At 56.7% G+C, this 24,227-nt stretch carries 18 protein-coding genes; all 18 read left to right on the plus strand.

What is annotated here, in order from left to right; translation table 11 throughout:
• Positions 1–88 precede the first annotated feature (88 nt).
• A complete protein-coding gene (locus tag CKW38_RS15645) occupies positions 89–229 on the plus strand; it encodes a hypothetical protein (RefSeq protein ID WP_007920296.1) in 141 nt (46 codons plus the stop codon).
• 18 nt (positions 230–247) lie between these two features.
• Positions 248–1,444 (plus strand): type VI secretion system-associated FHA domain protein TagH, encoded by a 1,197-nt coding sequence (gene tagH / locus CKW38_RS15650; protein WP_064116459.1) that lies wholly within the window; start codon positions 248–250, stop codon positions 1,442–1,444.
• A 5-nt stretch (positions 1,445–1,449) separates the two neighbouring features.
• Positions 1,450–1,950, plus strand: a complete 501-nt coding sequence (tssJ, locus tag CKW38_RS15655; protein WP_007920299.1) for a type VI secretion system lipoprotein TssJ — start codon at positions 1,450–1,452, stop codon at positions 1,948–1,950.
• Positions 1,951–1,952: 2 nt separating this feature from the next.
• Entirely contained in the window at positions 1,953–3,284 is a 1,332-nt protein-coding gene (gene tssK, locus CKW38_RS15660) for a type VI secretion system baseplate subunit TssK (RefSeq protein WP_007920300.1), read from the plus strand.
• Between the two features lie 5 nt (positions 3,285–3,289).
• The gene (icmH, locus tag CKW38_RS15665) at positions 3,290–4,165 is read left to right on the plus strand and encodes a type IVB secretion system protein IcmH/DotU (RefSeq protein ID WP_007920301.1); all 876 of its coding nucleotides are present in this window, start codon (positions 3,290–3,292) and stop codon (positions 4,163–4,165) included.
• A gap of 13 nt (positions 4,166–4,178) precedes the next feature.
• Positions 4,179–7,718: a type VI secretion system membrane subunit TssM gene (gene tssM, locus CKW38_RS15670; protein WP_095113200.1), complete on the plus strand. Its 3,540-nt coding sequence runs from the start codon at positions 4,179–4,181 to the stop codon at positions 7,716–7,718.
• Entirely contained in the window at positions 7,718–8,446 is a 729-nt protein-coding gene (locus CKW38_RS15675; protein ID WP_007920303.1) for a PP2C family serine/threonine-protein phosphatase, read from the plus strand. Before tssM ends, CKW38_RS15675 begins: the two co-directional genes overlap by 1 nt.
• A complete protein-coding gene (locus tag CKW38_RS15680) occupies positions 8,443–9,444 on the plus strand; it encodes a serine/threonine-protein kinase (RefSeq protein ID WP_095113201.1) in 1,002 nt (333 codons plus the stop codon). The genes CKW38_RS15675 and CKW38_RS15680 overlap by 4 nt, the downstream gene beginning before the upstream one ends.
• Before the next feature lie 28 nt (positions 9,445–9,472).
• A complete protein-coding gene (locus CKW38_RS15685; protein ID WP_095113202.1) occupies positions 9,473–11,509 on the plus strand; it encodes a type VI secretion system tip protein VgrG in 2,037 nt (678 codons plus the stop codon).
• Between the two features lie 38 nt (positions 11,510–11,547).
• Positions 11,548–12,549 (plus strand): sel1 repeat family protein, encoded by a 1,002-nt coding sequence (locus CKW38_RS15690; RefSeq protein ID WP_141232666.1) that lies wholly within the window; start codon positions 11,548–11,550, stop codon positions 12,547–12,549.
• Positions 12,549–15,695 (plus strand): hypothetical protein, encoded by a 3,147-nt coding sequence (locus CKW38_RS30385; protein ID WP_256588384.1) that lies wholly within the window; start codon positions 12,549–12,551, stop codon positions 15,693–15,695. The genes CKW38_RS15690 and CKW38_RS30385 overlap by 1 nt, the downstream gene beginning before the upstream one ends.
• Entirely contained in the window at positions 15,692–16,798 is a 1,107-nt protein-coding gene (locus tag CKW38_RS15705) for a M48 family metallopeptidase (RefSeq protein ID WP_095113204.1), read from the plus strand. The genes CKW38_RS30385 and CKW38_RS15705 overlap by 4 nt, the downstream gene beginning before the upstream one ends.
• Before the next feature lie 183 nt (positions 16,799–16,981).
• Positions 16,982–17,911, plus strand: coding sequence for a type IV pilus biogenesis/stability protein PilW (locus CKW38_RS15710; RefSeq protein WP_176472335.1), 930 nt, complete (start codon positions 16,982–16,984; stop codon positions 17,909–17,911).
• A 38-nt stretch (positions 17,912–17,949) separates the two neighbouring features.
• Positions 17,950–18,411, plus strand: coding sequence for a hypothetical protein (locus tag CKW38_RS15715; protein WP_095113206.1), 462 nt, complete (start codon positions 17,950–17,952; stop codon positions 18,409–18,411).
• Between the two features lie 20 nt (positions 18,412–18,431).
• A complete protein-coding gene (locus CKW38_RS15720) occupies positions 18,432–19,799 on the plus strand; it encodes a lysozyme inhibitor LprI family protein (RefSeq protein ID WP_095113243.1) in 1,368 nt (455 codons plus the stop codon).
• Between the two features lie 66 nt (positions 19,800–19,865).
• The gene (locus tag CKW38_RS15725; RefSeq protein WP_095113207.1) at positions 19,866–21,260 is read left to right on the plus strand and encodes a TIGR01777 family oxidoreductase; all 1,395 of its coding nucleotides are present in this window, start codon (positions 19,866–19,868) and stop codon (positions 21,258–21,260) included.
• 9 nt (positions 21,261–21,269) lie between these two features.
• Positions 21,270–23,720 (plus strand): alpha/beta fold hydrolase, encoded by a 2,451-nt coding sequence (locus tag CKW38_RS15730; RefSeq protein ID WP_095113208.1) that lies wholly within the window; start codon positions 21,270–21,272, stop codon positions 23,718–23,720.
• Entirely contained in the window at positions 23,717–24,226 is a 510-nt protein-coding gene (locus CKW38_RS15735; protein WP_256588385.1) for a hypothetical protein, read from the plus strand. Before CKW38_RS15730 ends, CKW38_RS15735 begins: the two co-directional genes overlap by 4 nt.
• The last annotated feature ends 1 nt before the right edge of the window (position 24,227 follow it).

Here is a 24,227-nt window from a genome sequence, read left to right on the forward strand (position 1 = left end):
AAGTCATCGAAATCCTCGCAAAAACCAATTTCAGCGCCGCCCGCAAGGGTCGGCGCTTTGTGCTTTGTCTACCCCTGGAGACCCTCTGATGTCTGTTCGTCACTGGCAAGCTGTCCTGCTGACCCTCGTCGTTCTATGCGGCCTGGGCGGCTGTAGCGGCAATTACAAATTCAACGACAACGACTATCGCCCGTTGGGTGATCCGCAAGCGGTCAATCGCGGCAAGTGACCGCAAGGAGCATCAAACATGGAATTGGTTTTCGAAATGCTGAACACCAAGCAGTTCGTGCCCACCGAGTTGTGCCAGAAGACCTTTAAACAGGCCGGCGGCGTGATCGGGCGGGGCGAGGACTGCGACTGGATCATCCCTGACCGCAAGCGTCACCTGTCCAATCACCACGCGATTGTCAGCTACCGCGAAGGCACGTTCTTCCTCACCGACACCAGCAGCAACGGTGTCCAGGACGGCGAGAGCGGCGCGCGTCTGCACAAAGGCGAACCGGTGCGCATCGAGCACGGCAGCACCTACGTGCTGGGTGACTTCGAAATTCGCGCGCGACTGGTGCGCGACCCGGCGACCTTCGACGGTGAAGTCGGCCGTCCACGCGCCGCTGGCAGCATCATTCCCGACGACGCGTTCCTCGATCTCGACCCGCTCAATGCTCTCGAGCAGCAAGAGCGTGTGTACTCGGAAATCGACGAACTGCTGGCGCCGAACACCAAGCCTGAAGACTCCCGTCAGCGTGCCGACTACGCACGTATCGACATGGAAAGCCTGATGGTGCCGGAGCTGATTGCCGCGCCCGCCGAACCTGAACCCGCTCCGGCGCCGAAAGCCGTTGAGCGTCAAAGCGAAGGTTTCTGGGAGCACTTCGGTGCGGCGCTGGGCGTCGACGTCAAAGGCCTCAGCCACGACGAACGCGAAGCCCTGGCGCTGAATGCTGCCCGCTTGTTGCGCCAAAGCATCGGCGGTTTGCAGCAGAGCCTGCGCACTCGCTCGGAGCTGAAAAACGAGCTGCGTCTGGCCCAGACCACCGTGCAAGGCACCAACAAGAACCCGCTGAAATTCGCCGTCGATCCGAGCGAAGCCCTGCAGATTCTGTTGCAGCCAAGCAAGCCCGGCCATCTGCCGGCCGAGCAAGCCATTTCCCGCGCGTTCCGCGACCTGCAGGCGCATCAAGTGGCACTGCTGACCGCCAGTCGCGCCGCCGTGCGCGGCACGCTGGAGCACTTCTCGCCAGAGCAACTGACCCTGCGTTTCGAGCGCGACAACAAGCCGTTGATCGCAACCTCGGGCGGGCGCTGGAGAGCGTTCGGCCGTTATCACCAGGCGCTGCGTCAGGACGATGACTGGAGCGAGCGTCTGCTGGCCCGCGACTTCGCCCAGGCCTACGAAGAACAGATCCGCCTGATCTCCACCCTCCACACCGACCACCAAGGATGATGCGCATGTCTCGCCGCTCGACCGCTTTTTTCAAGACGCTGACTGCGCTCACCGTGCTGGTGCTGCTCGCCGGTTGCTCGTCGCTGTCGCCGTACTCGAAAGTGACCAAGATTAACCTGAAGCTGACCGGCAGCGATCAGCTCAACCCGGACCTCAACGGTCGGCCGTCGCCGATCGTCGTGCGCCTGTTCGAACTCAAGCACCCGGTGACCTTCGAGAACGCTGACTTCTTCAGCCTTTACGAACGCGCCAAGGAATCCCTCAATCCGGATCTGGTGGCCAGCGAAGAGCTTGAGCTGCGCCCGGGTGAAACCGTGGAGATGAAGCTCAAGGTGGAAGAGGGCAGCCTTTATGTTGGCGTTCTCGCCGCTTACCGCGACTTGCCGGACACCCAATGGCGCCACACCGTTCAGATCACTCCGCTGGAGGTCACTGAAGTCGATCTGACTCTGGACCAGACCGGCATCCGCAACACCAATCAAGTGCTCGCCAAGGCGGATGACTGATCATGAATACCCATAAAGTCATTTGGCAGGAAGGCATGCTGCTGCGTCCGCAGCACTTCCAGCACAACGATCGTTATTACGATCACCAGATGAAAACCCGCACCCAATTGCTGGGTGGCTACACCTGGGGTTTCCTCAATCTGGAGATCGACTTGCAGTTCCTCAACATGGGCAAACTGGTGATCAGTGAAGCCTCGGGGATTCTGCCGGACGGCAGCCTGTTCGAACTCGGTGGCAACACCGAGCCGCTGGCGCTGGACGTACCGCCGAACACCGGCAACACGCCGATCTACCTGGCGCTGCCGCTGGTCACCGGTAACCACATCGAGTCGCGCCGCCCGGAGCAATCCGACGTGCTCGCGCGTTACACCGCGTACGACGCCGAAGTGGCCGACTCCAACGCCGGCGACGATTCCGCCAGCCAGGTCAGCTGCGGTCGCCCGGACTTCAAACTGTTGCTCGGCGAGCAGCAGAGCGATCAGGCCTACGTCAAGCTGAAGATCTGCGACGTGCTCGACACCACGCCGGACGGCGTGATCAGCCTCGACCCGGATTTCGTGCCGACCTACATTCAGGCCCACGCCTCCAGCTATCTGCTGTCGTGCCTGAAAGAAGTCATCAGCATGCTCAACCACCGTGGCGACACGATTGCCGAGCGGATTCGCTCCAACGGCAAGGTCGGCGGTGCCGAAGTTGGCGACTTCATGATGCTGCAACTGATCAACCGCACCGAACTGCTGCTGCGCCACTACCTCGGCCTGGAGCAAGTGCACCCGGAAGAGTTGTACCGCACGCTGCTGACCATGCTCGGCGATCTGGCGACCTTTTCCGGCGAGAGCAAACGCCCGCGCCTGGACAGCCGCTACTCCCACGCCGATCAGGGCGGGAGCTTCCGCAAACTGATGGAAGCGATTCGTCAGGTGCTGTCGATGGTGCTCGAACAGCACGCCATCGAACTGATCCTGCAAGCGCGTCAGTACGGCATCATCGTCTCGCCGTTGCACGACCACAAACTGCTTGGCTCGGCGTCGTTCGTGCTGGCAGCCAGTGCCAACTGCGACTCCGAAGAACTGCGCCACCGCTTGCCGGCGCACCTCAAGGTCGGCCCGGTGGAACGTATCCGCCAACTGGTCAACCTGCACTTGCCGGGGATCAAGGTCAAACCGTTGCCGGTGGCCCCACGGCAGATCGCGTTCCACTCGAACAAAACCTATTTCATCCTCGAACTCAGTTCCGAAGACCTGGCACAACTCGAGCGCTCCGGCGGTTTCGCGTTCCATGTGTCCGGCGAATTCGCCGAGCTTGAACTGAAATTCTGGGCCATCAGGAACTGACCGACATGATCAAGGAAACGGATTACAACCAGGACGACAAAACTGTCCTGCTCGATCGTCAAGGCCACGGACCGGCATCGAGTCCGCTGACCGACTTCGCCGCGCCGCCGCGTTTCGAGCAACTGGAAGAACGCATGATCTACGCCGCGCGCTTGCGCCCGGCAGAAGCGTTCAACATCAGCCTCAATTCGCTGGTCGCTGCTTCGTCCGAGCTGCTTTCGGAAGTGGTGCGCCTCAAGCACAGCGAAACCCGCGAAGACTTGTACGCACTCAACGAGCGTCTGACTGCCGGGCTGAAATTGTTTGAAGTACGCGCCCTGCACAACGGCGCCGAAAGCAGCCAGGTGATGGCCGCGCGTTATGTGCTCTGCACCGTGGTCGACGAAGCTGTCGTGACCACGCCGTGGGGCAACGAAAGCGAATGGTCGCAAATGAGCCTGCTGAGCAGCTTCCACAACGAAACCTTCGGTGGCGAGAAGTTCTTCCAGTTGCTCGATCGACTGTCGAAAAACCCGGTCAAGCACCTGCCGATGCTCGAACTGATGTACCTGTGCCTGTCCCTCGGTTTCGAGGGCAAGTACCGCGTCCAGGCACGCGGCATGCTCGAACTTGAAGGCATTCGCGATGCTCTGTATCGGCAGATCCGTCAGTTGCGTGGCGACGTGCCGCGCGAGTTGTCGCCACACTGGGAAGGCTTGAACGATCAGCGTCGCAACCTGGTGCGCATCGTGCCGGCGTGGATGGTGGTGTTGTTCACTTTGGTCTGTCTGGTGGTGATGTATTCGGGCTTCGCCTGGGTCTTGGGCGAGCAGCGCGACACCGTTCTGCAACCTTATCAGCCGCTTGATCCAGCCGCGGTTCAACCGCAGTCGCAGCCGTAAACAGGGACGTGTGATGAAAAAGTTTTTCAAGAAAGTCGGCGCCTTCCTGCGCCAGACCTGGGTCTGGACCTTGCTGCTGGTGCTGTTCGTGGCGCTGCTGGTGTGGTTCGTCGGCCCGTTGTTGGCGGTTGATGATTACAAGTTCTGGGAAAGCGCGACCGCGCGCTTGCTGACCATCGCTGTGCTGTTCCTGATCTGGGGCCTGACCATGGTCTTCGTCAGCTGGCGCGCGGGTATCCGCAAGAAAGCCGAGGAAGAAAGCGAGGACGGCCAGGACCGCATTCGCCGCGAAGAGCTGATCGACGAAGAGCAGAAGGAGTTGAAGGCGCGCTTCAAAGACGCGCTGAAAACCCTGAAGACTTCCAGCCTGTATCGCGGCCGCAGCGAGCGCTGGCGCAGTGACTTGCCGTGGTACCTGTTGATCGGTCCGCAGGCCTCGGGCAAGACCAGCCTGCTGGACTTTTCCGGTCTGGAATTCCCGATCAACAAGATCGACCGCAAGCTGACCCGCGACACCCTCGGCACCCGTCATTGCGACTGGTACTTCGCCGACCACGGTGTGCTGATCGACACCGCCGGGCGTTACACCACGCAACCGGATGTGGAAGTCGACGGCGGTGCCTGGACAACGCTGCTGGAGCTACTGCGCAAGCGTCGTCGCGGGCGTCCGTTGAACGGCGTGCTGGTGACCATTCCGGTGGAAACCCTGCTCGGCGGCAGTGAGCAGGACATCGACACCCTCGCGCGCCAGATTCGCGGCCGTCTGCAAGACGTGCATCAGAAACTGCACGTCGACGTGCCGGTCTATCTGGTCCTGAGCAAGGCTGACAAGCTGCTCGGCTTCGACGAGTTCTTCGATCAACTGACCCGCGAAGAAAGCGATCAAGTGCTCGGCACCAGTTTCCGCAAGGATCAGGTCGGCACCGACGTCGCTGTGCTGCGCAACGAGTTCGAAGAACTGCTGCGCCGCCTCAACAGCCAAGTGATCATGCGCATGCACTCCGAGCGCGATACCCAGCGCCGTGGCCGCATCCTCGACTTCCCGCATCAACTAGGGCAGATCGGCGAGCGCCTGTGCCTGTTCGTCGACATGGCGTTCACCGGCAACCGTTATCAGCGTGCCACGCAACTGCGTGGTTTCTACCTGACCAGCGCGCCGCACCTGACCCAAGAGATGGATGCGACCACTGCCGGCATCGGCGCCAGCCTCGGCATGAGCGCCGGTGTGCTGCCGACCCTGCGCAGCGGTCGTTCGCGCTTCATTCATCACTTGTTCAGCCAGGTGATTTTCCCCGAATCCGACCTAGCCGGTCTGGACAAGCGCGAACGCAGCCGTATTCATTGGGGCCAACGTGCGTTGTACGTCGGCGCACTGGCTGCGCTGGCACTGTTCGGCATGCTCTGGGCGGGCGGTTTCTCGGCCAACTACGAGCGCCTGGAAAACCTGCGCAATCTGGCGCAGAACTGGACGCAGCAACGCACGGCATTGTCGCCGCGTGATGATGCGATGGGCGTGCTGAAAACCCTCGACAGCAGCTACGCCGCGACGCAGGTGTTCCCGAAGAAGGGCGACGTTTCGTATCACGAACGTGGCGGTCTGTATCAGGGCGAAGACGTCAATCCAGTGGTCAAAGAGGCTTACGAGCGCGAGCTTGAAAAGCAACTGCTGCCACGGGTAGCGACGATGCTCGAAGGGCAGATCCGCGCCAACATGAAGGACCGCGACCGCCTGCTCAACAGCCTGCGCGCGTACCTGATGTTGAACATGAAGGATCGTCGCGATGCCGCGTGGCTCAAGGACTGGGTCGCCACTGACTGGTCGACGCGCTACACCGGCAACACCGCTGTGCAGAACGGTTTAAGCGCGCATCTGGAACGTCTGCTGAAGCAGCCGTTTATCTACCCGCTGAACGATCAGTTGGTCACTCAGGCGCGTCAGGTCTTGCGCAGCGAATCGCTGGCCACGGTGGTTTACCGCATGCTCCGCGAGCAGGCGCGCAACCTGCCGGACTACCGTTTCAGCCAACACCTCGGTCCACAAGGCTCGCTGTTTATCGGCACCGAATACGTGATCCCGGGCTTCTACACGCAAACCGGTTATCAGCAGTATTTCTCGGTACAGGGTTCGGCGCTGGTTACCGACATCCTGCGTGACAACTGGGTGCTGGGCGAAGGTGCGGGCATCAGCGACATGGACTTGCGTCGTCTGATGGTCGAGCTGGAGCAGCTGTACTTCCGCGACTACGCCAACTATTGGAGCGAAGCGGTTGGCCAGGTTGCCCTGCCGCCGATCAGCGACGCCGGTGAAGGCGCCGAACAACTGGCGGGCCTGACCTCGGCCAACTCGCCGGTGCTGGCATTGCTCACTGAAGTGCGTGAGAACACCCGCTTCCAGGCGGCTGCAGACCCTGTCGAAGAAGCTGGCGACGCTGCTGATGCGCTGGCCGGGCAGAAAGGCAAACTGGGTAAGGTTGGCAAACTTGCCGCCGCCGCAGCAGACAAGGCTTCGGCCCTGAACGTGGCGAAGACCCTGCCGGACACCGCGAAGAAGTCGCTGCAACGCCGCTTCGAACCGCTGCATCGTTTGCTCGATGACAACAACGGCCCGGCGGCGGACCTGACGCCAGCGCTGAACGCGCTCAACGACCTGCAACTGCAACTGGCCGGCCTGGCCCGTTCCAGCACGCCGGAACAAGCCGCGTTCGAAATGGCGAAAACCCGCATGAGCGGCCAGCGTGATGCGCTGACCAACCTGCGCAATGCCTCCGGCCGTCTGCCGCGTCCACTGAGCGTGTGGTTCAACGTGCTGGCCGAAGACTCGTGGCGTCTGGTGCTTAACGATGCTTACCAATACCTGAACGGCCGTTATCAGAACGAGCTGTACAGCGTGTATGGCAAAACCATCAGCAAGCGTTATCCGTTCAGCGCCAGCAGCACCAGCGACGTGGCGATCAGCGATTTCCGCGAGTTCTTCCGCGCGCAAGGCACCGTCGACCGCTTCTTCGACAGCTACATGCGTCCGTTTGTCAGCGGCGATCCGGGCAACTACCGCATGCGCAGCGTCGACGGTCACAGCCTGCCGGTATCGAAGATGTATCTGGACCAGATGGCAGCGGCGCTGACGATTCGTCAGAGCTTCTTCTCGATCAACCCGGCCGAGCCGACCGTGCAGTTCAAACTGGAGCCGTACACCCTCGACCCGGCGGTCAGCCGTTCCGAGTTCAAGTTCGGCGACAAGACCATGGAATACCGCCACGGTCCGATCCTGCCAATGTCGTTCAAATGGCCGACCGATGCTGAGGACGGTCGCACCAGTCTGGTCATGGACAAAATGGCCGGGCGCCCGATCGGCATCGAGAAGAACTCCGGCCCATGGTCGCTGTTCCGTCTGTTCGACCTGATGCAGACCGAGTACCTGAGCGGTCGCGACGTGCTGGTGCTGAAAGCCGACGTAGGTGGCCTGCGCGCCAACTACCTGCTGACCAGCCAGCGCACGCCGAACCCGTTCGACATGGGCGTACTGCGCACCTTCCGTATGCCGGTGCAGCTCTGATGCTGGTGGCCAGTGCCTGGCGCAGCGCGGCGCGGACCGACCCGGGCAAGGTGCGGGCGCGCAACGAAGATGCCTTCCTCGACTCGCCACAGCAGGGGCTGTGGGTGGTCGCGGACGGCATGGGCGGTCATCAGGGTGGCGACATCGCCAGCCAGTTGATCGTCGCCAGCCTGGCTGAACTGCCGCAACACGAGGACTTCGACGAACGCCTCAAAGCCATCCGCCAGTGCCTGCACTGGCTGAACCGGCGTTTGGGGCAGGAGTTGACGGTCACCGCCGGACGCCACGACAGCATCATGGGCAGCACCGTCGTCGCGCTGCTGGTGGAAGGCAATCGCGCGGCCTGCATTTGGGCCGGCGACAGCCGTTGCTACATGTGGCGCGGGCAGCGTTTGTATCAGCTGTCCAAGGACCATTCGCTGCAACAGCAATTGATCGACGAGCAACAAATGAGCGTCGAACAAGCGGCAGCACACCCGGCGGCTCAGGCCTTGACCCGAGCCGTCGGCGCGGCCGAAACACTGACCCTGGATGTACTGGAACTCGAGGTCTATCCGGGCGATGCGTTTTTGCTCTGCAGCGATGGTTTGTATCAGGGCCTGAGCAGCGATGCCCTCGGCAACGCCCTCAGCCTCAGCGCGCCGCACGTGGCGCTGGAACGTTTGTTCGACGGCGCCCTGCGTGGCGCCGCGCGCGACAACCTGACAGCCGTGGTGATCCGCCAATGACTGAAATCGAATCCTCAGTCGACGACTTGCTGATGAGCGAAGAGCAGGCCAACAACCTGACCTACTTCGCCTTCGCCAAGGAAAACAAGGCAGAGCCTTTGCTGGCGCCAACCAAGGCCAGCATCGGTGCACTGCCGGATGTACTCGCCGGTCGCTACCACCTCGAGCGTCTGCTCGGGGCCGGTGGCATGGGCGCTGTTTACCGGGCGCGGGATCTGCTGCACGAACAGTTCGGCGATCCCGACCCTTACATAGCGCTGAAAATCCTCAGCGAAGAATTTGCCGAATCGCCGGACGCCAGTGCCTTGCTCTACAGCGAGTTCGCCCTGACCCGACGCCTGCGCCACGACAACGTCGTGCGTGCGCACACCTTTGAAGTCGACACCGACTGCCAGCGGGCCTTCATCACCATGGAATACATGCGTGGCCTGACCCTGGACAAATTGCTCTGCGAGCGGCCCCTCGGCCTGCCGTGGCACGAACTGCGCGACATCGTCCTGCCGCTGCTCGACACGCTGGCCTACGCCCACGGTCGCGGCGTGCTGCACGGTGACATGAAACCGAGCAACGTCATGCTCAGCGAAGACGGCTTGCGCCTGTTTGACTTCGGCCTCGGTCAGGCAGAGGAGGGCGTGTTGCCCGGCCTGCCACATCTAAGCCGCGAACGCTTCAACGCCTGGACCCCGGGCTACGCCGCCCCCGAACTGCTTGAGGGCCAACCGTTGTCGGCCAGCGCGGACGTGTACGGCGTGGCCTGCGTGATCTACGAACTGGCGGGCGGCAAACACCCGTTCCGCCGCTTGCCCTCGACCCAGGCCCGCGACGAGCACCTGGAGCGCGAGCTGCATGCGCCGGCGAACTTACCGAAACACGGCTGGCCAGCGCTGCGAACCGCGCTGAGCTTCGACCCGGCAGAACGCAGCATCACTGCCCAACAATTGCGTGACGCCTTGGGCGCCACTTCGTCCTGGCTGCAACGGTTGCGACTTCGGGCCTAACGGATGACATTCGAACAGGGAGCACTTTATGTTCAACCCAGCTAACGAAACCCACTTCAGCCTCAAGGTCGAAGACTACGTCGGCGACCTGCAAGTGCTGTCGTTCACCGGCACCGAAGGCATCAGCCAGCCGTATCGCTTCGACCTCGAACTGGTCAGCGAAAACCCGGATCTGGACCTTGAGCAACTGCTGCACAAGCAGGCGTTTCTGGCGTTCGATCCACAAGGCTCGGGCATCCACGGCCAGATCTACCGCGTCGCCCAAGGCGACGCCGGCAAGCGTCTGACCCGCTACAAAGTGTCGATGGTGCCGCAACTGCAATACCTGCATCACCGCACCAACCAGCGCATCTACCAGCAGATGTCGGCGCCGAAAATCATCGCGCTGATCCTTGAAGAGCACGGCATCAAAGGTAACGCCTACAGTTTCCAGTTGAGCCAGCCGTGCCCGGATCGCGACTACTGCGTGCAATACGACGAAACCGACCTGCACTTCGTCCAGCGCCTGTGCGAAGAGGAAGGCATTCACTACCACTTCCAGCACAGCGATAAAGGCCACCTGCTGGTGTTCGGCGACGACCAGACCGTGTTCCCCGACCTCGGCCAGCCAACCGCGTACGTGCAAGGCAGCGGCATGGTCGCCGAAGAACCGGTGATCAAAGGCTTCAAGCTACGCCTGGAAACCCGCACCAGCCGCATCACACGCCGCGACTACGACTTCGAAAAACCGCGCCTGCAAATGGAAGCGGCTTACAAGCCCGATGGCGAGAGCACCGAACCGGACCTCGAAGACTACGACTACCCGGGCCGTTTCATCGACCGCGCCCGTGGCAAGTTCCTCAGCCAGCGCGCCCTCGAACGCCATCGCGCCGACTACCGCCAGGCCGAAGGTCGCGGCGACCAGACCAAGCTGGTCAGCGGCCACTTCATGGAACTGTCCGACCACCCGCGCAGCGAGTGGAACGACCTGTGGCTGCTCACCGAACTCTTCCACGAAGGCAAACAGCCGCAAGTCCTCGAAGAAGGCGTGACCAGCGACACCACCGACAACAAGGACGACTTCCACCAGGGCTACCGCAACACCTTCCTCGCCACCCCGTGGGACGTGTTCTACCGCCCGGCCCTCGAACACCCGAAACCACGCGTACTCGGCAGCCAGACCGCCATGGTCACCGGCCCCAAAGGCGAAGAAATCCACTGCGACCAATACGGCCGCATCAAAGTCCAGTTCCACTGGGACCGCGAAGGCCTCGCCGACGACAAAACCAGCTGCTGGCTGCGCGTCTCCAGCTCCTGGGCCGGCGACCGCTACGGCGCCATCTCCATCCCGCGCATCGGCATGGAAGTCCTCGTCACCTTCCTCGAAGGCGACCCCGATCAACCGCTGGTGACCGGCTGCCTGTACCACAAGGAAAACCCGGTGCCGTACGCACTGCCGGCGAACAAGACTCGCAGCGTGTTCAAAACCCTCAGCTCACCGGGTGGTGGCGGCTACAACGAACTGCGCATTGAAGACAAGAAAGGTGCGGAGCAGATCTACATCCACGCCCAGCGCGATTGGGATGAGAACGTTGAGCATGACCAGAAGATTCGGGTCGGGAATGAACGCCATGACACGGTGGAGAAGAACAGCTACACCGAGCTCAAGGCTGAAGAACACCGCACCACGATCTCTGACCGCAAGATTGAAGCGAAGCTGGATGATCACCTCACGATTGGGCAGAACCAGCATGTGAAGCTGGGGACTGCGCAACTGACCAGCGTGGGGAAAGAAATTCACCTCAAGGCTGGGGACAAGATTGTTATTGAGGCGGGGACGGAGCTGACCATTCTTGGGGGGGGGAGCTTTATCAAGCTCGATGGCGGTGGGGTTACGGTGGTTGGGCCGGTGATCAAGATCAATGCGGGTGGCTCGGCTGGCTCCGGCACAGGGATCGGGATTAAACCGCCGGTGCTGCCGGGGGCGGCGGATAAGGATAAGGCGGGGAGTTTGATGGATCAGGCGTTGTTGAATGCACCGCCTGAGAAGGTTAAGCCGAAGGCTTTTTTTGTGTTTTCTGAGTGATGAGTGTCGTGATGACAACAAACAGGTACGTGAGGCAGATGAAGTGGTTTTCGATTGTTTTGTTGTGCTGGGGGATGACTTCGGGGGCCTTTGCCTCTTCGTCCAGCACCGCCCAATGCCCAAGTGGCAATTTTGCTGATTTCGTAAAAGTTTTTGCATCTGAGCCAGAGACACAGAAAGCGTTTATTGCGTCTCCTGTGAAGCATGTTCACGTGATAGCTGATGGGAAAATACCGAAGGTTGTCGAACGGAGCTTGGGCTCGATTTCCGCCGATGAGTTGAAGGTGCTGCTTCCGGAAAATGCTGCCAAATTGGATCTCACTATTGAAACCAAGGTGCCTGACAGGGTGGTCGTCCGAGATGAGGCGGGCCATTTTTTGAAGATTTTTCTTTTCAAACACAGTGATTGCTGGGCTCTGAATCGAGTGGAGAACTGGGCAATCGATGCGGTCATGGAAGAGATCACTCAGTCTGAGAAACTAACGCCCGGTGAGCTGGAACTCAAAAAAGGCGTCATATTCGACAGGTTGGTAAACAAGGCCTCTCCCGAATCAGGGATCTATTTGTACGCCGCGGCATTGGATAGCTATTTAGATGGCGCCCGGAAGGGTTCGGCGCAAGCAGCATTTGCTGCTGCGGGAATCAGCCTTTCTGGGCAGGCGCCACGCTTGGAGAATTCCAGAATCGTGGCGTTATTGATTCAAGCTTCAGAGCAAGTGCCGGATGCCGGCTTGACTCTCGCAGATTTTTATTGCGATGAAGGTGAATACGACGAAAGTCACGGTTGTATTAATCCCAGAGAATCAATAGCGACATTGGAGCGTGCCGCCCGCCTAGGTTCGACTAACGCACTGATTCGATTAGGTGAAGTGTACGAAGCGGGAGCCCTCGTAGCGGCTGACTTGCCACGCGCGATGGCGTGTTACCGGAATATTCAGAAAACCGATCCCAAGACGGCTACCGCTTTGGTTGAGCGCTTGGCAGCCCGAGGCGTCGTCAGCGATAACTCTATTCAATGTTTTGAAGCAGGAAGCTTTTGATGAGCACAGGACTACTTGAACAAAGGCAGCAATATCGCACTGGTTACGAGTACGGCCCTTTCAAGGGCGAGACTGACCATGATAACGATGGCAAGAAGGAAATCGACTGCTCCGGGCTTCTGTATCGAATGCTGAAGGATGCGGGGTATACGATCCCTTACCTCACAACATCAGGGTTGAATACCGACACTACTTATTTTGATGTGATCCCGCTTGCGGAAGTACAGCCAGGCGATATTGCGCTGTGGATAAACTTTCATGGGCACACTGGGGTGATCGAAGATATCTCCGGATCGCCTGTTCGAGATCGGGGGAATTTCTTCGGTTCACAGTCTTCAAACGGACCGAAATCTGCCAAATATGGGGTGGGCAGTGGTTACTGGCCAATGCCTGAAAAGTTTTTACGCCCGAGGCCCCAATTCAGAGGCGCACAACCAGCACCCGCACCTAATCCTGCGCCGGCCCCTGTACCGGCAGGCCCAGCTCCGCTGATGAGCTTCCAATATCCATTCCGTAAACCAGATGGCAAGCAGTTCACTGGGGCTGACGAAGTATATAAGGTACTAGAGAGCGAAGTATCTGGTCATTATTTGTTAGGTAGTAACAAATTCTGGCATGGCGGATTACATGTTAGCAATGCAAGCGCTCCCCAATGTGTATTGGATGAACCATTACGGTGTATGGCTGATGGTGAAGTCGTTGCTTATCGCCTAAATAAAGAATATCTAGAATCAACATTTGATGCAGGTGGGAGTTCAAAAAAATTAAAGTATTCGAATTCTTTCTGTCTGGTCCGGCACGAATATAAGTCTGCACCTAATCCAGAAGAAGGGGCGAATAAGGGGAAGCAAAATAAGCTGACATTCTATAGCCTATATATGCATTTGCTACCGTTTGATCGTTATCCTATACCTCCTGAGGAAGCGCCTAAGCCGAAAGTGACAATGCAAGTCAATGATTTTAAAGCATATGACGAATTGCCGGTGTCATCTAGTATTGTGTCTGTGGGTAAGTTAAATAAAGACTCGAAACTTGAAATCTTAGATCAAAGTCCGGTCGCGGGTACAGACCGAATTTATGCTAAAGGTAAAATCATATCTGGAAGTGTGCAGCTAAACTCACAAAAGACACGAGAAGTAGGGAGTGAAGTCTGGTTTGCGTACTTAAAGGCCGGCGAACCCTATAAAAACAACGCCGGTGATAGAGTTTGGTTGGAAGAAAAGGTACCAGAGCGAGAGCGGCCAACCTATTGGCAGGGCAAGGTTCATGGGACAGTAGTTAATAAGCTTCCCCTTTTCGGTGCACCGTCAGATCCTACTAATGGCAAGCCAGCGGGTGCTTCGCTCGGTGCCTTGCAGTTGATGATGAACAGCGTCGTAGCTTTTGATAGTCAAAAAGTTTTGAATTTAGTTGTCGGGCCATCCCTGCAGCGTATGGCCGAATGCACGCTGGTGAGTGGTGGTCCGGTCGCCACAGGAAATGTGCCACCGACATTCTGGGCGTGTGTTGAAAATACTTCGGAAAATAATGTTCTAAAATGGAGTGTAGCTGAACCGGCATCTGTCGACACTGTTTTGAACATAGGAGTTGGAATTAAGGCGGGAGATCCTGTCGGTTACCTTGGGCAAATGGAGAATGTCACTGAAGCTGGGGAGGTTAGTAGTAAGTTCCAAGCCCATATAGAAATTTTTACCGCTGATACAGGTGTAGAAGACTTTTTGAATAATACTGCTGCCTTGAAAGTTGGCAGACAGTATTTGTATTTAGCCAAAAATTCTCTGGTTAAGTTAAAGGCCCCAGCCACTGGGGAAGTTTCTCTGAAAGAACTGCATGCTGTAGAGTTAAGCAAAGCGCCGATTTATAAAGATACACAAGAGTGGTATGAGATCAATGTAATAGACGAAGGGCAAAACGTGACCGGTTTAGTACGTAAGGCTGGCGCCACTTTAATATCGCAGCATGATTGGGCGAAGCTGGGCTTTCAGATAGTGGAGGAGTCAAACGCTGCTGCTGATGGATTTCTCGATCCAAACGATATGCCCGTTTTCTTCAAAAGATTGTTTGAAAAAATCGATAAAGATAATAATAAAGAGATAGACGCATCAGAGTTGGCCGACGCGTTGAAGGATACTGACACACGCTCTCAATGGTCAAAGCTTGTCGCCAAGCATCCAACGGAATGGAAAGATAGAGCTAATCAACCAAAATGGGCTCGACTGGATGATATTTTAGAGCATTCGCCAAAATTAAAGGCTCATGAAAAAGAGAGGATAGATAAATTTATCTTCTGGGATGAGCTATCTGGAAAAGCGTCAGTTGAATCCAGTCTAGTTTGGCACTTTCATCCGATAGAGTTCATAGCTGGGTTTACTTCATCGGCCGCGGAACTAATCTCTTTCGATCAAATGAAGAAAATGTTCCCAGACTCTACCGATCAAAAGCGTGAGGAGGTAAGGGGGTTATTTAATAAGTATGCTGATCGATTTGAAATTAATACCGCGCCGAAAATGGCTCAGTTTTTTGCTCAAGTGAAGACCGAGGTTGGTAGCGCCTTGGTAGGTAAGGTAGAAGATCTTTGGTATTCAGCTGAAGCTCTCAGGTCTAAGTTTGGAAGGTATTTCAACACATATCCTGCGGAAGCTGAACTGTATGGATATAAACGCATTACAATGGCGCAGTATAATGCACTAAGCCCTGCGGCAAAGAGCGCCTATACGATTCGTAAAAATAAAGCATATTCTCAATTCCCAAATGAAGACGAGATCGCGAAGCGTATTTATTGCTGCAACTCAGTTCAAGGTGGATTTGTATTGACTGCGGGTGGCTGTGAAGAAGGTAAGAAGTATAAAGGCAAAGGTTTTATTCAGCTGACGTGGAAATCAAACTATCAGGCGGTAGAGGACCGCTTAAAGCAAAAAATACCTGAGGAAACCATTGAAATGGTTTCCAATCCAGACCAGTTGCTGGATACAAAAATAGGATTATTATCGGCTATGGGGTTTTGGGATGTAAATAATATAAATAATCTAGTCGCGCCAAATACGGACTCTACTAATAAAATTACAGAAGTAGTTAATAAGCATACTGATAGTTATGCGGAGCGCAGGACTAATTTTACAGCGATTTATCAGGAGCTTAATAAATGATTATTTTAAAAAAATTTTGGTGTCTACAGATTTTTTTATTTATTTTTTTTGCTGGCCAGTCTTCATTTGGTACTGCAAGCGATAGTCTTCCTCCTGCAGAAATGGTGAAGAAACAGTTTGATGTTGGTTTGGTTCCTGGATTAAAGTCTCCAAGACTCCTGGTCGTAAAAAATGACGATGCTGCACTTCCCGACAAACTAGTCTTGGTTGCTGAGGTGTCTGGGAAAGACTCGGTTATATTGAGCGCAAAATCGGCATTGGCGAAAATTAATAATGTGTATTCGCCTAAAAGTTATGACGGCTTCAATGTTTCTGTTGTTAAAGGCGTCGATAAAACTATAGGTGTTGTGGATTCTCAAGGGGAAATATACACCTTCAATTCAGACGCTCACGTTGTGGGAGATGTTTTGAATTTGATTACAAAAAAAGAAGACCAAACGTCGCAGAATTTTAATGTTCAATTTGAATATGATGCTACTCGCAAAAGTGTGGCAGTTAGCCGGGTTGTCTATACGGTTAATAATGAATCGTGCGATAGATCTCTTAAGAGTGCTTATATTTTACCTCTGAATGTTTTGATTTCTAAATCACTTGAAGATTTCGACGGTGCGACTGCATTTGAATATCTTCAAAAGTTAAATTTGGACATTCAGGCGGGGCGGGTGAAAGGTGAAAAACTCATGTCATCCTTTGTTGTCTCGACGGCAGACCAAGCACTCGTTGCATACAAAAATAATGATAAAAATAAGCTCATAGAATCTATGGGTTATCTTGTTGCCGATGGGGGCAGTAGTGAGTCGTGTGCACCTGAAAGCTACATAGCTGAAGCGTATTTCTATCCTGACAAGGTGGGTTGGTCCAATGATCTCGGATTTTTGTTTGCTGAGGCAGGATATTATTCAGAATCGGTTGAACTACTAAGAAAGGTGATTTCTGAAAACCCAGAGAGAACTGTCGCTTACTTGAATATAGCTGATGCATATTGGGGGTTGAGCCAAAAAGATTTGGCTGCAGAGAACTATAAAAAATATATCTCTATGATGCAGCAGTCGGGAAAAGCCATGAAAATTCCTAAGAGAGTTTTAGAGCGATCGGGCTCTTGAGGCACTAGCCGGGTTAACGCATTGGGTGGACGGGATAATTCGTTTAACCCGGTGGCTTCGGTTTTACTACATGCCAAATAAATCTGTGCCTATCTTTCTTTATTTACTACGCGTCAGCAAGAATAGCATCAGTAGGTAAACAATACGCCGAAGCACGCATCGTTGCACTCGGGGGAGCTTATGATGAGACTGGTAGTTTTTTTTGGTTTCGCGTTCTTGGCGGCAGTGGTTAGTGCGAACTCTATCTGTGAGGCTGATCTAAATGGGGATGGAATCTGCGATCCGTATAGTGTTAGCTCACTTGAGGATGACGGTACAATTTCGCGAATCACTATAGATATTGGTGGGGGTAACAAGTCAGTTTCGGGGTTTTTTGAACTTGGAGACGGTGGGTTATCTGTAGGTTATCTACCAGGTGTATTCTCGTTGTTGCTGGATTTTTATACTCGTAATACTGATCTTACGCAGTATAGTTTTAAATGGAGTTCTGCGCGGAAAGACTGGGTTCTCTATAAAAAATCTACTTGGGCGGAACCTAGTAGAGATGAAAAATATACCTTGGGTGGTGAGAGGGTACCAGTTGAAGCACGATTTCCGCAGAAGTTTAATGTTCAGCGTGTGGCGTGTTGCACCCTGTTTTCTCAGTTCTCCGAAAATGGGCCAAATTTTAGCTATTTGAGTAATGAGGATCAGCTTGCAGAAATCAGGAAAGACTTCAAATATATTCTTGATAAGCTTCCTCAGGGCGAAAAAGGAGAATTATTTTATGGGCTCGATGATCGCGGGAACAAGGTAAGGAGGAGTATTCCTCAAGAGCTGGTGTATGAGCTAACTTTGATAATATCCAATGATAATGTCGGGCCTCTAAATGACTATGCTTATTATTTGTATCGTAGCAAAAACAATGTTTTAGCTGCTTTGCTTTTGAGGGGGATTCATAAAAAGTTTCCGGAGAGAGTCGTTGCAACATTGAATTTGGCAGATGCTTATTGGGATATCGGAATGAAGTCCGACGCATGTCCGCTATATAAGGAATACATCGCTAAAATGACAATGAACGGAAAGGGTGAACGTATTCCGCAGGCAGCGAAATCTCGAGAAAACTGCAATTGAGACGAGCCGCGTTTCACGGGGAGGAGTAGGGCGAGCACATGCAATTCAAAACTCTAGCGGTATCGCTGCTCGGCCTGATGTGGACGATCCCAGCGTTAGCCGAAACCACCACGTTCAGTCCAACCAAAGGCGTCGACGCGACGCTGATTCTCGAAGGCTCCAAACTGAACATCGCGGTTAAAAGCGAAACGCACAGCGAGTCGCGAACCATCGCTTTTGAAGCCGAGAACGAACTCCACATGCAGTTCGACGATTTCAATTTTGACGGCGACAAGGATTTCGCGATCTGGCAGCTCGATGACGGCATGGGCACTTATGACTACTACCGAGTGTTCATTTATCAAGCCAAAACCGGCACCTTCGAAGAGTTACAGCCGGACTGCGGCGATGGCTTCGTTAACCTGCGCGTCGACAAAAAACGCAAAGCGTTGCTCAGCACTTACTGGGAAACGAACATCCCAAAGCAATGCATCACCCGATTCACCAAACGCAAAGCCTGAATGACTCAAGGATGAACACAGTGAACCGTTTTGTTTTAACCCTGCTGGCCGTACTGCTGCCGGCTTCAGCGGCCTATGCACAGGACGATTGCAGCCATGTCACCTCAAGCCTGGAAATGGTTCCCTGCTCGGAGGCGGCGAAGAAGGCTGCCGATGCGCAGTTGAATGTCAGTTACAAGCAGTTGATGACGCGGCTTGAGTCTGACTATCGAGCAGATCCGGCATTGGGCGCGGAGTACGCCGCGAAGGTCAAAGAGTCGCAACGTGCGTGGTTGAAGTTGCGCGATGCGAACTGCCCTTTGGAGGCATTCGAAATCGAGACGGGGATGCCGGCGCATGTGTTCGCCGTTAACTCTTGCATCGCCAGGATGAGCCGAGAGCGTTCGGCGTATCTGGACAAGATTGTCCCTGCTTTAGCATCCGACAAGAGCGCTTCGACGGCGCCGGCCAGCGGGGTTTGTCCTTCGGAGGAGTTTCCTGCTTTCCTGACAGCGTTTTCCGCCAATAGCGAATCACAACGCCGTCTTACCGCAATGACGGTTAAGTCGCTGGTGTTGAAACCGGTAGCTGGGAAGGATCGAAGCACCTTTGAGCCTTCGACCTCGGGTGTTAGTGGAACAACGTTCACCTATCCGCTGATGGCTGCAATCACACCCGGCAAGACACCTGGAGTCGAGATCGAAGAGGTCGATGACAGTCACGTCAACGTTGTGGATAAACGGGCGGGTAACAGCAATATCAAGATCTTCAACTTCTCTCGTCAGGCATGTTGGGTGCTTGAGGGGGTTGAGGATTGGTCGATTAGTGAGAAAGACTTGGTAGTGGCGAGCAAGCCCAAGTTGAGTGTTGAGGAGAATTTCTGCCGCCAACGTGCCAACGCCTTCGGTAATTTGGGAGGACTGGAGCAGTACCGTCTCACTGCAGAGCTTTTCGAGGCGTCACTGGAAAATGACCTTTGCGCAGCGCGTTCCGGAGATCCGGAATCCAGTTTGAGTGCAGCAAGTTTGAGCCTTTCGGGCATGGCGCCGCAGTTGCCAACGGATAAATTGGAGGCGTTGATCAAAGCTGCAGCGGCTACTTCGCCCGAAGGCGCACTGATGCTCTCGCTCTATTACTGCGACGGCAACACATTGGCTGGAACAGGTTCATGCCAACATCCAGCGTTGGCTGAAGAATCAATGATCCGGGCTGCGACTATGGGCAGCGTCCACGCGTTGGGTGCTTTAGGCTCCGCTTTCGAGCGAGGGGAACTGGTGACCAAGGATTTGTCCCGTGCTGTGGCCTGTTATGAAATGGGCGCGGCAAAGGGAAGTAAAGGATCGATCAATCGTTTGGATGAGTTAAAGAAAAACTCCACCACACCAATCAAACCCAGCTACTGCTACTGACAACCCCCGAAACCCCACGCATTTCCTTTAAACTCCCCACCCCAAGGAATGCGCTCAGGACACGGAATGCCAGCCCCCTCGACCTCGCTTCGCCCAGCGCTAGTGCTCTGGCTATACGCCGCCGCAATCGTGCACATTCTCGCCGGCCTCACCCTGACCTGGGCCGGTCACTCCGGATTACTCGACGGCTACCTGCACAATCTCGAACTCGCATTCTGGGGCGCTGATGCGGTTCCCACCGCCGGCCACGAACAACAAGTCTGGTGGCTCGCGCTGTTCGGCGCGACGCTGCAAAGTTATTCGCTGTACATGCTCGCGCTGGTGCACTTGGGCAATCGCTTGAAAACCCCGGCAGTCTGGGGCTGGTTGAGCGCCGGCATCCTGTTATGGGCGCCGCAGGACATGTGGCTCTCAGCGCAACAACAGGTCTGGTCGCACCTGTGGCTCGATGGTTTTGCGTTGCTGGTGCTATTGCCGCCGCTGGTTTGGTTGTATCGGCACGACCGCCGAAAATCGCCACCAGAAAAGATGCCGAGTCAGTCCAACCCGTTTGCCGGCAGCGCTTTCAAACGCGTGCTGATCACCGGCGGTACCGGGTTCATCGGCGAAGCCTTGGTCAATCAATTACTCGACGCCGGCCACTCGGTCAGCGTACTGACGCGCGATCCGTTGAGCGCGTCCAATATATTCAACGGCCGCGTCCGCTGTGTGCATTCGTTCAGCGAACTCAGCCACGACGAAGCCTTCGACGTACTGATCAATCTCGCCGGCGCCCCAGTCGCCGGCCCACGCTGGACTCCCAAGCGTCAGGCGCAACTGCTCGCCAGCCGAGTCGGCACCACCGAAGCGTTGATGACCTGGTTGAAGAACGCCAAGCACAAACCAACGCTGTGGATTCAAGCCTCGGCCATCGGCTTCTACGGCGTGCGCGATGCCGGCGAAAGCCTCGACGAACACGCCAGCAAGGGCGACGGCTTCATGGCCGAACTCTGTGCGCGTTGGGAAGCTGCCGCGCAACCGGCCACTGAGTTTGGCGTGCGTCAGGTGGTGCTGCGTCTTGGCGTGGTCTTTGGCTTGGGCGGTGCGTTGACGCCGTTACTGCTGCCGTTCCGCTTGGGTTTCGGTGGGCGCATGGGCGACGGTCGGCAGATCATGAGCTGGGTGCATCGCGACGATGTGCTTCAGGTGATCGCGCGGGCGTTCAACGACGACACTCTGCGTGGCACCTACAACATGGTCGCGCCCGAAACGGTCAGTCAGGCGGCGTTCGCCGGGCAGGCCGGCAAGGTCCTCAAGCGCCCGGTGTGGTTGCACATTCCCGCCGCGCCAGTGCGTGCAATGGCGGGGGAGATGGCGCAGTTGTTCTTCGACGGTCAGCGCGTGGTGCCGCAGCGTTTGACCGAGGCCGGCTACACGTTCCGCTATCCAACCCTCGACGCCGCTCTGCGCGATCTGACCTGAGGATCGCTCATGAGCAAGCCGTTGATGTACCTGCTAGCCGGCAACGGCAGCGCCGCCGATTGGTGGGATGACGCGCTGCCGCACTTCCAGCGCTACGACGTGGTACCGCTGGAGTTGCCAGGCTTCGGCGCCAACCCGCAGCCACCCTGCGAAGATCTGGCGGACTACGCGCAGACCTTGCTGGCGATGACGCAGAAGGGCAGCGCGATCATGGCGGTCGGGGTCAATGCCTTGCTTGTATTGCATGCGTTGCAGCGTCGGCCCGGACACTTTTCCCGCAGCGTTTTGTTGGCGCCGGTCGGTGCATTTTTGTGGCAGCGTCGCTTGCCGGCACTGATGTCGCCGCTGCCGATCCGCAAGACCATCCACTGGCTGCTGTCGAACAAGCCCACGCTGTTCGCCCGCAAGTTCTCCAACCAGACCTGGACACCTGCGCAGTACCAGCGCATGGGCGCCGGCTATGCGCGCTGCCGCGCGTTTGTGCCGCATTGGGATCTGGTTCGCGCCGATACTGCGCTGCCGCTGCTGGAGTGGATCACCGATCCGGTCGAGCTGGTCTGGGGCGATCAGGACGCCGTGCTCGGTATCGAGCAAGCGGCGGCATGGTCGGCGATTCTCGCCCGCGCCGATCTGACCATCAGCCTCAAACCCGGCTGGGGCCATTACCCGTGGATCGACTCGCCCGCCGAATTCGCGCAGTGGCTGGAGTCGGGCCAGCGCGGGTTTATCGCGCACACCAAGGGCGGGCGTTTGCGCCTGGCTGAACTGGCGCGGCAAGCGGTACCGGCAGCGCTGACCCTCAACGATTGCACCGATCCGCGTCTGCCGGCATTTCTCGCGGCCCAACCTGATGTGACCTGGGCGGTGCGCTCCTCCAGTTACGGTGAAGATCAGGCCGACTCGGCGAATGCCGGTTTGAGCACCACCTATCTGCGCGAGCCGTCCGCCAATGTGCCGAAACGCATTGCCGAACTGACGGCCGAAGGTGTCGAGGAAGTGGTGGTGCAGCGCTTCATCACCCCGGTCGTTTCCGGCATCGCTTTCGTGCGCCATCTCTCGGTAGAACTTGAGTGGGTGGAAGGCCATCTCGAATCGCTGGCCGACGGTCACGTCAGCCCCTCACGGGCAACGCTTTCGCGGCTCGGCGATGCCTGGCGCAGCGGCACGTTCACGCCGGCCCATGGTTTGACCGAAGACCTGCTCTGGCGCTTTTTGCAAGACGTACTGCGCGTGTTCCACTACGTGCCCGGCGACGTCGAATGGGCCTGGGACGGCTCACAACTGTGGCTGCTGCAATACCGGCCGATCAGCGATTACGGCTGGCGCCGCCACCTGACCGCCGCCAATATCGCCGAGATCCTGCCGCCGCAACCGAGCGTGTTGGTGGAATACGCCCAGCGCCGAGCCGCCGCGAGTATTCCGGCGATCATGGCGCGTTGGGATGCGCGGGTGCTGCAGGATAACGAGCCGTTCACCGCCGTCTTCGGCGGCGCGTCCTACATCAACAATGATCTGTTTCTCGCCCGGCTGGCCGACTGGGGCATCAGTGCCGCTAACTACGCCGGTGAAGTTGGCGGGGCGACTCCGCATCTGCCGTGGCAACCGCTGAAGATGCTGCGTTCGTTGCCGCTGTTTTTGCGCATGCAACGCAAGGCTCGCGGCCATTTGCTGAATCTTGAAAATGGTTTGCAGCGCTTCGATCGGGAGCTGGCCGAACTCGTCGCCCAAGCTGCCGATGGTCAGCAATTGGCAGACTGGTTCACCCGGTTTTACGTGTTCGTCGTGCAAGGCAATCTGTGCATCGCCACAGCGCTGGCGAGCAGCGGCGGTGATTGGCTGGGCCGCCCGCCGACGGCTTACGACAATCTAGAAAACAGTCCACATCGATTGCCGTGGGAGACCGATCCGGCCACGCCTCGGCCGGCGGCGACTGAGCTGCCGTTACAGGTATTTCCACAATGGTCAGGGCTGATCCGCCTCGTCCACTTGAGCGGCCTGCCGGGCTTGCGTGGCTACTACCTGCAAGTGCGCGAGTGGTACCGCGACAACCTCATGCGCATCTTCTTCCGCCTGCACCACGCCATGCCGCTGGCGGATCGCGAGCACTGGTTCGCACCGCATCCGGATGTGCGCACTCGCGATGGCAGCTTCTGGCAGGACGGTCGCGAAGGTGCGGAGCAGGCCACCGGGTTCATGATTTATCCGGGGCAGGTGCAAGGCATCCTCGGCGAGGACATCTTGCTCGAAGACACCCTCGATCCGGGGCGACATGCGCACTATCAAGCGGCGCGGGCAGTGATTGCGCGGATGGGCGGACGCTTGTCGCATGGTTCGACGTTGCTGCGCGAGTTGCGCAAGCCGTCGGCGGTAATGCCGCAGGTGGATCCGGCGTGGGTGGGGTGTGAGGTGTTGTATCGGGATGGTGAGTTGGAATTGATCAATTCGAAGGATGCGAAGTGAAACGACTGTTGTTGATGTGTTTGGCTTGGTTGCCGATGGTGAGCATGGCAACGGATCTGTGCAATTCGGAGACCGATACGAAGAATTTTCTCTCGCAATGGGTGGAAAGACCCGATTACGTCCTGGACATACATTCAAGTTTTCAAACTGATGGATTCAGTCTGGAGGAGGGCAAGGTGGTGTATCGCGGCGATCTCAACGGCGACGGTCAGGAGGACTTCATTTTCACCTCCTACTCAAGCCGTGGTTCAGCGGGTGACTCGACCTTCGCCTTCCTAATCCAGTGCCACGGTTACTTGAAGCATGTCGGCGGCGATTACTTCGCCGAGGTCAAGGTTCTGGACGGTCCGCCCAAGAACGGCGGCGATGTAAAAGACATCGAGATCTACTCCTACATCCGCGATAAGCGCGACCAGATCCGCTACAAGGGCAAAGAGGCCATGACCCGACCCCATCTGTGGCAATTCAACCCGCAGACACAGCGTTATGAAGGGCAGTCTGAGTAAG

This window comes from Pseudomonas sp. Irchel 3H7, from assembly GCF_900187605.1.
In the GTDB taxonomy this organism is placed as follows: Bacteria; Pseudomonadota; Gammaproteobacteria; order Pseudomonadales; family Pseudomonadaceae; genus Aquipseudomonas.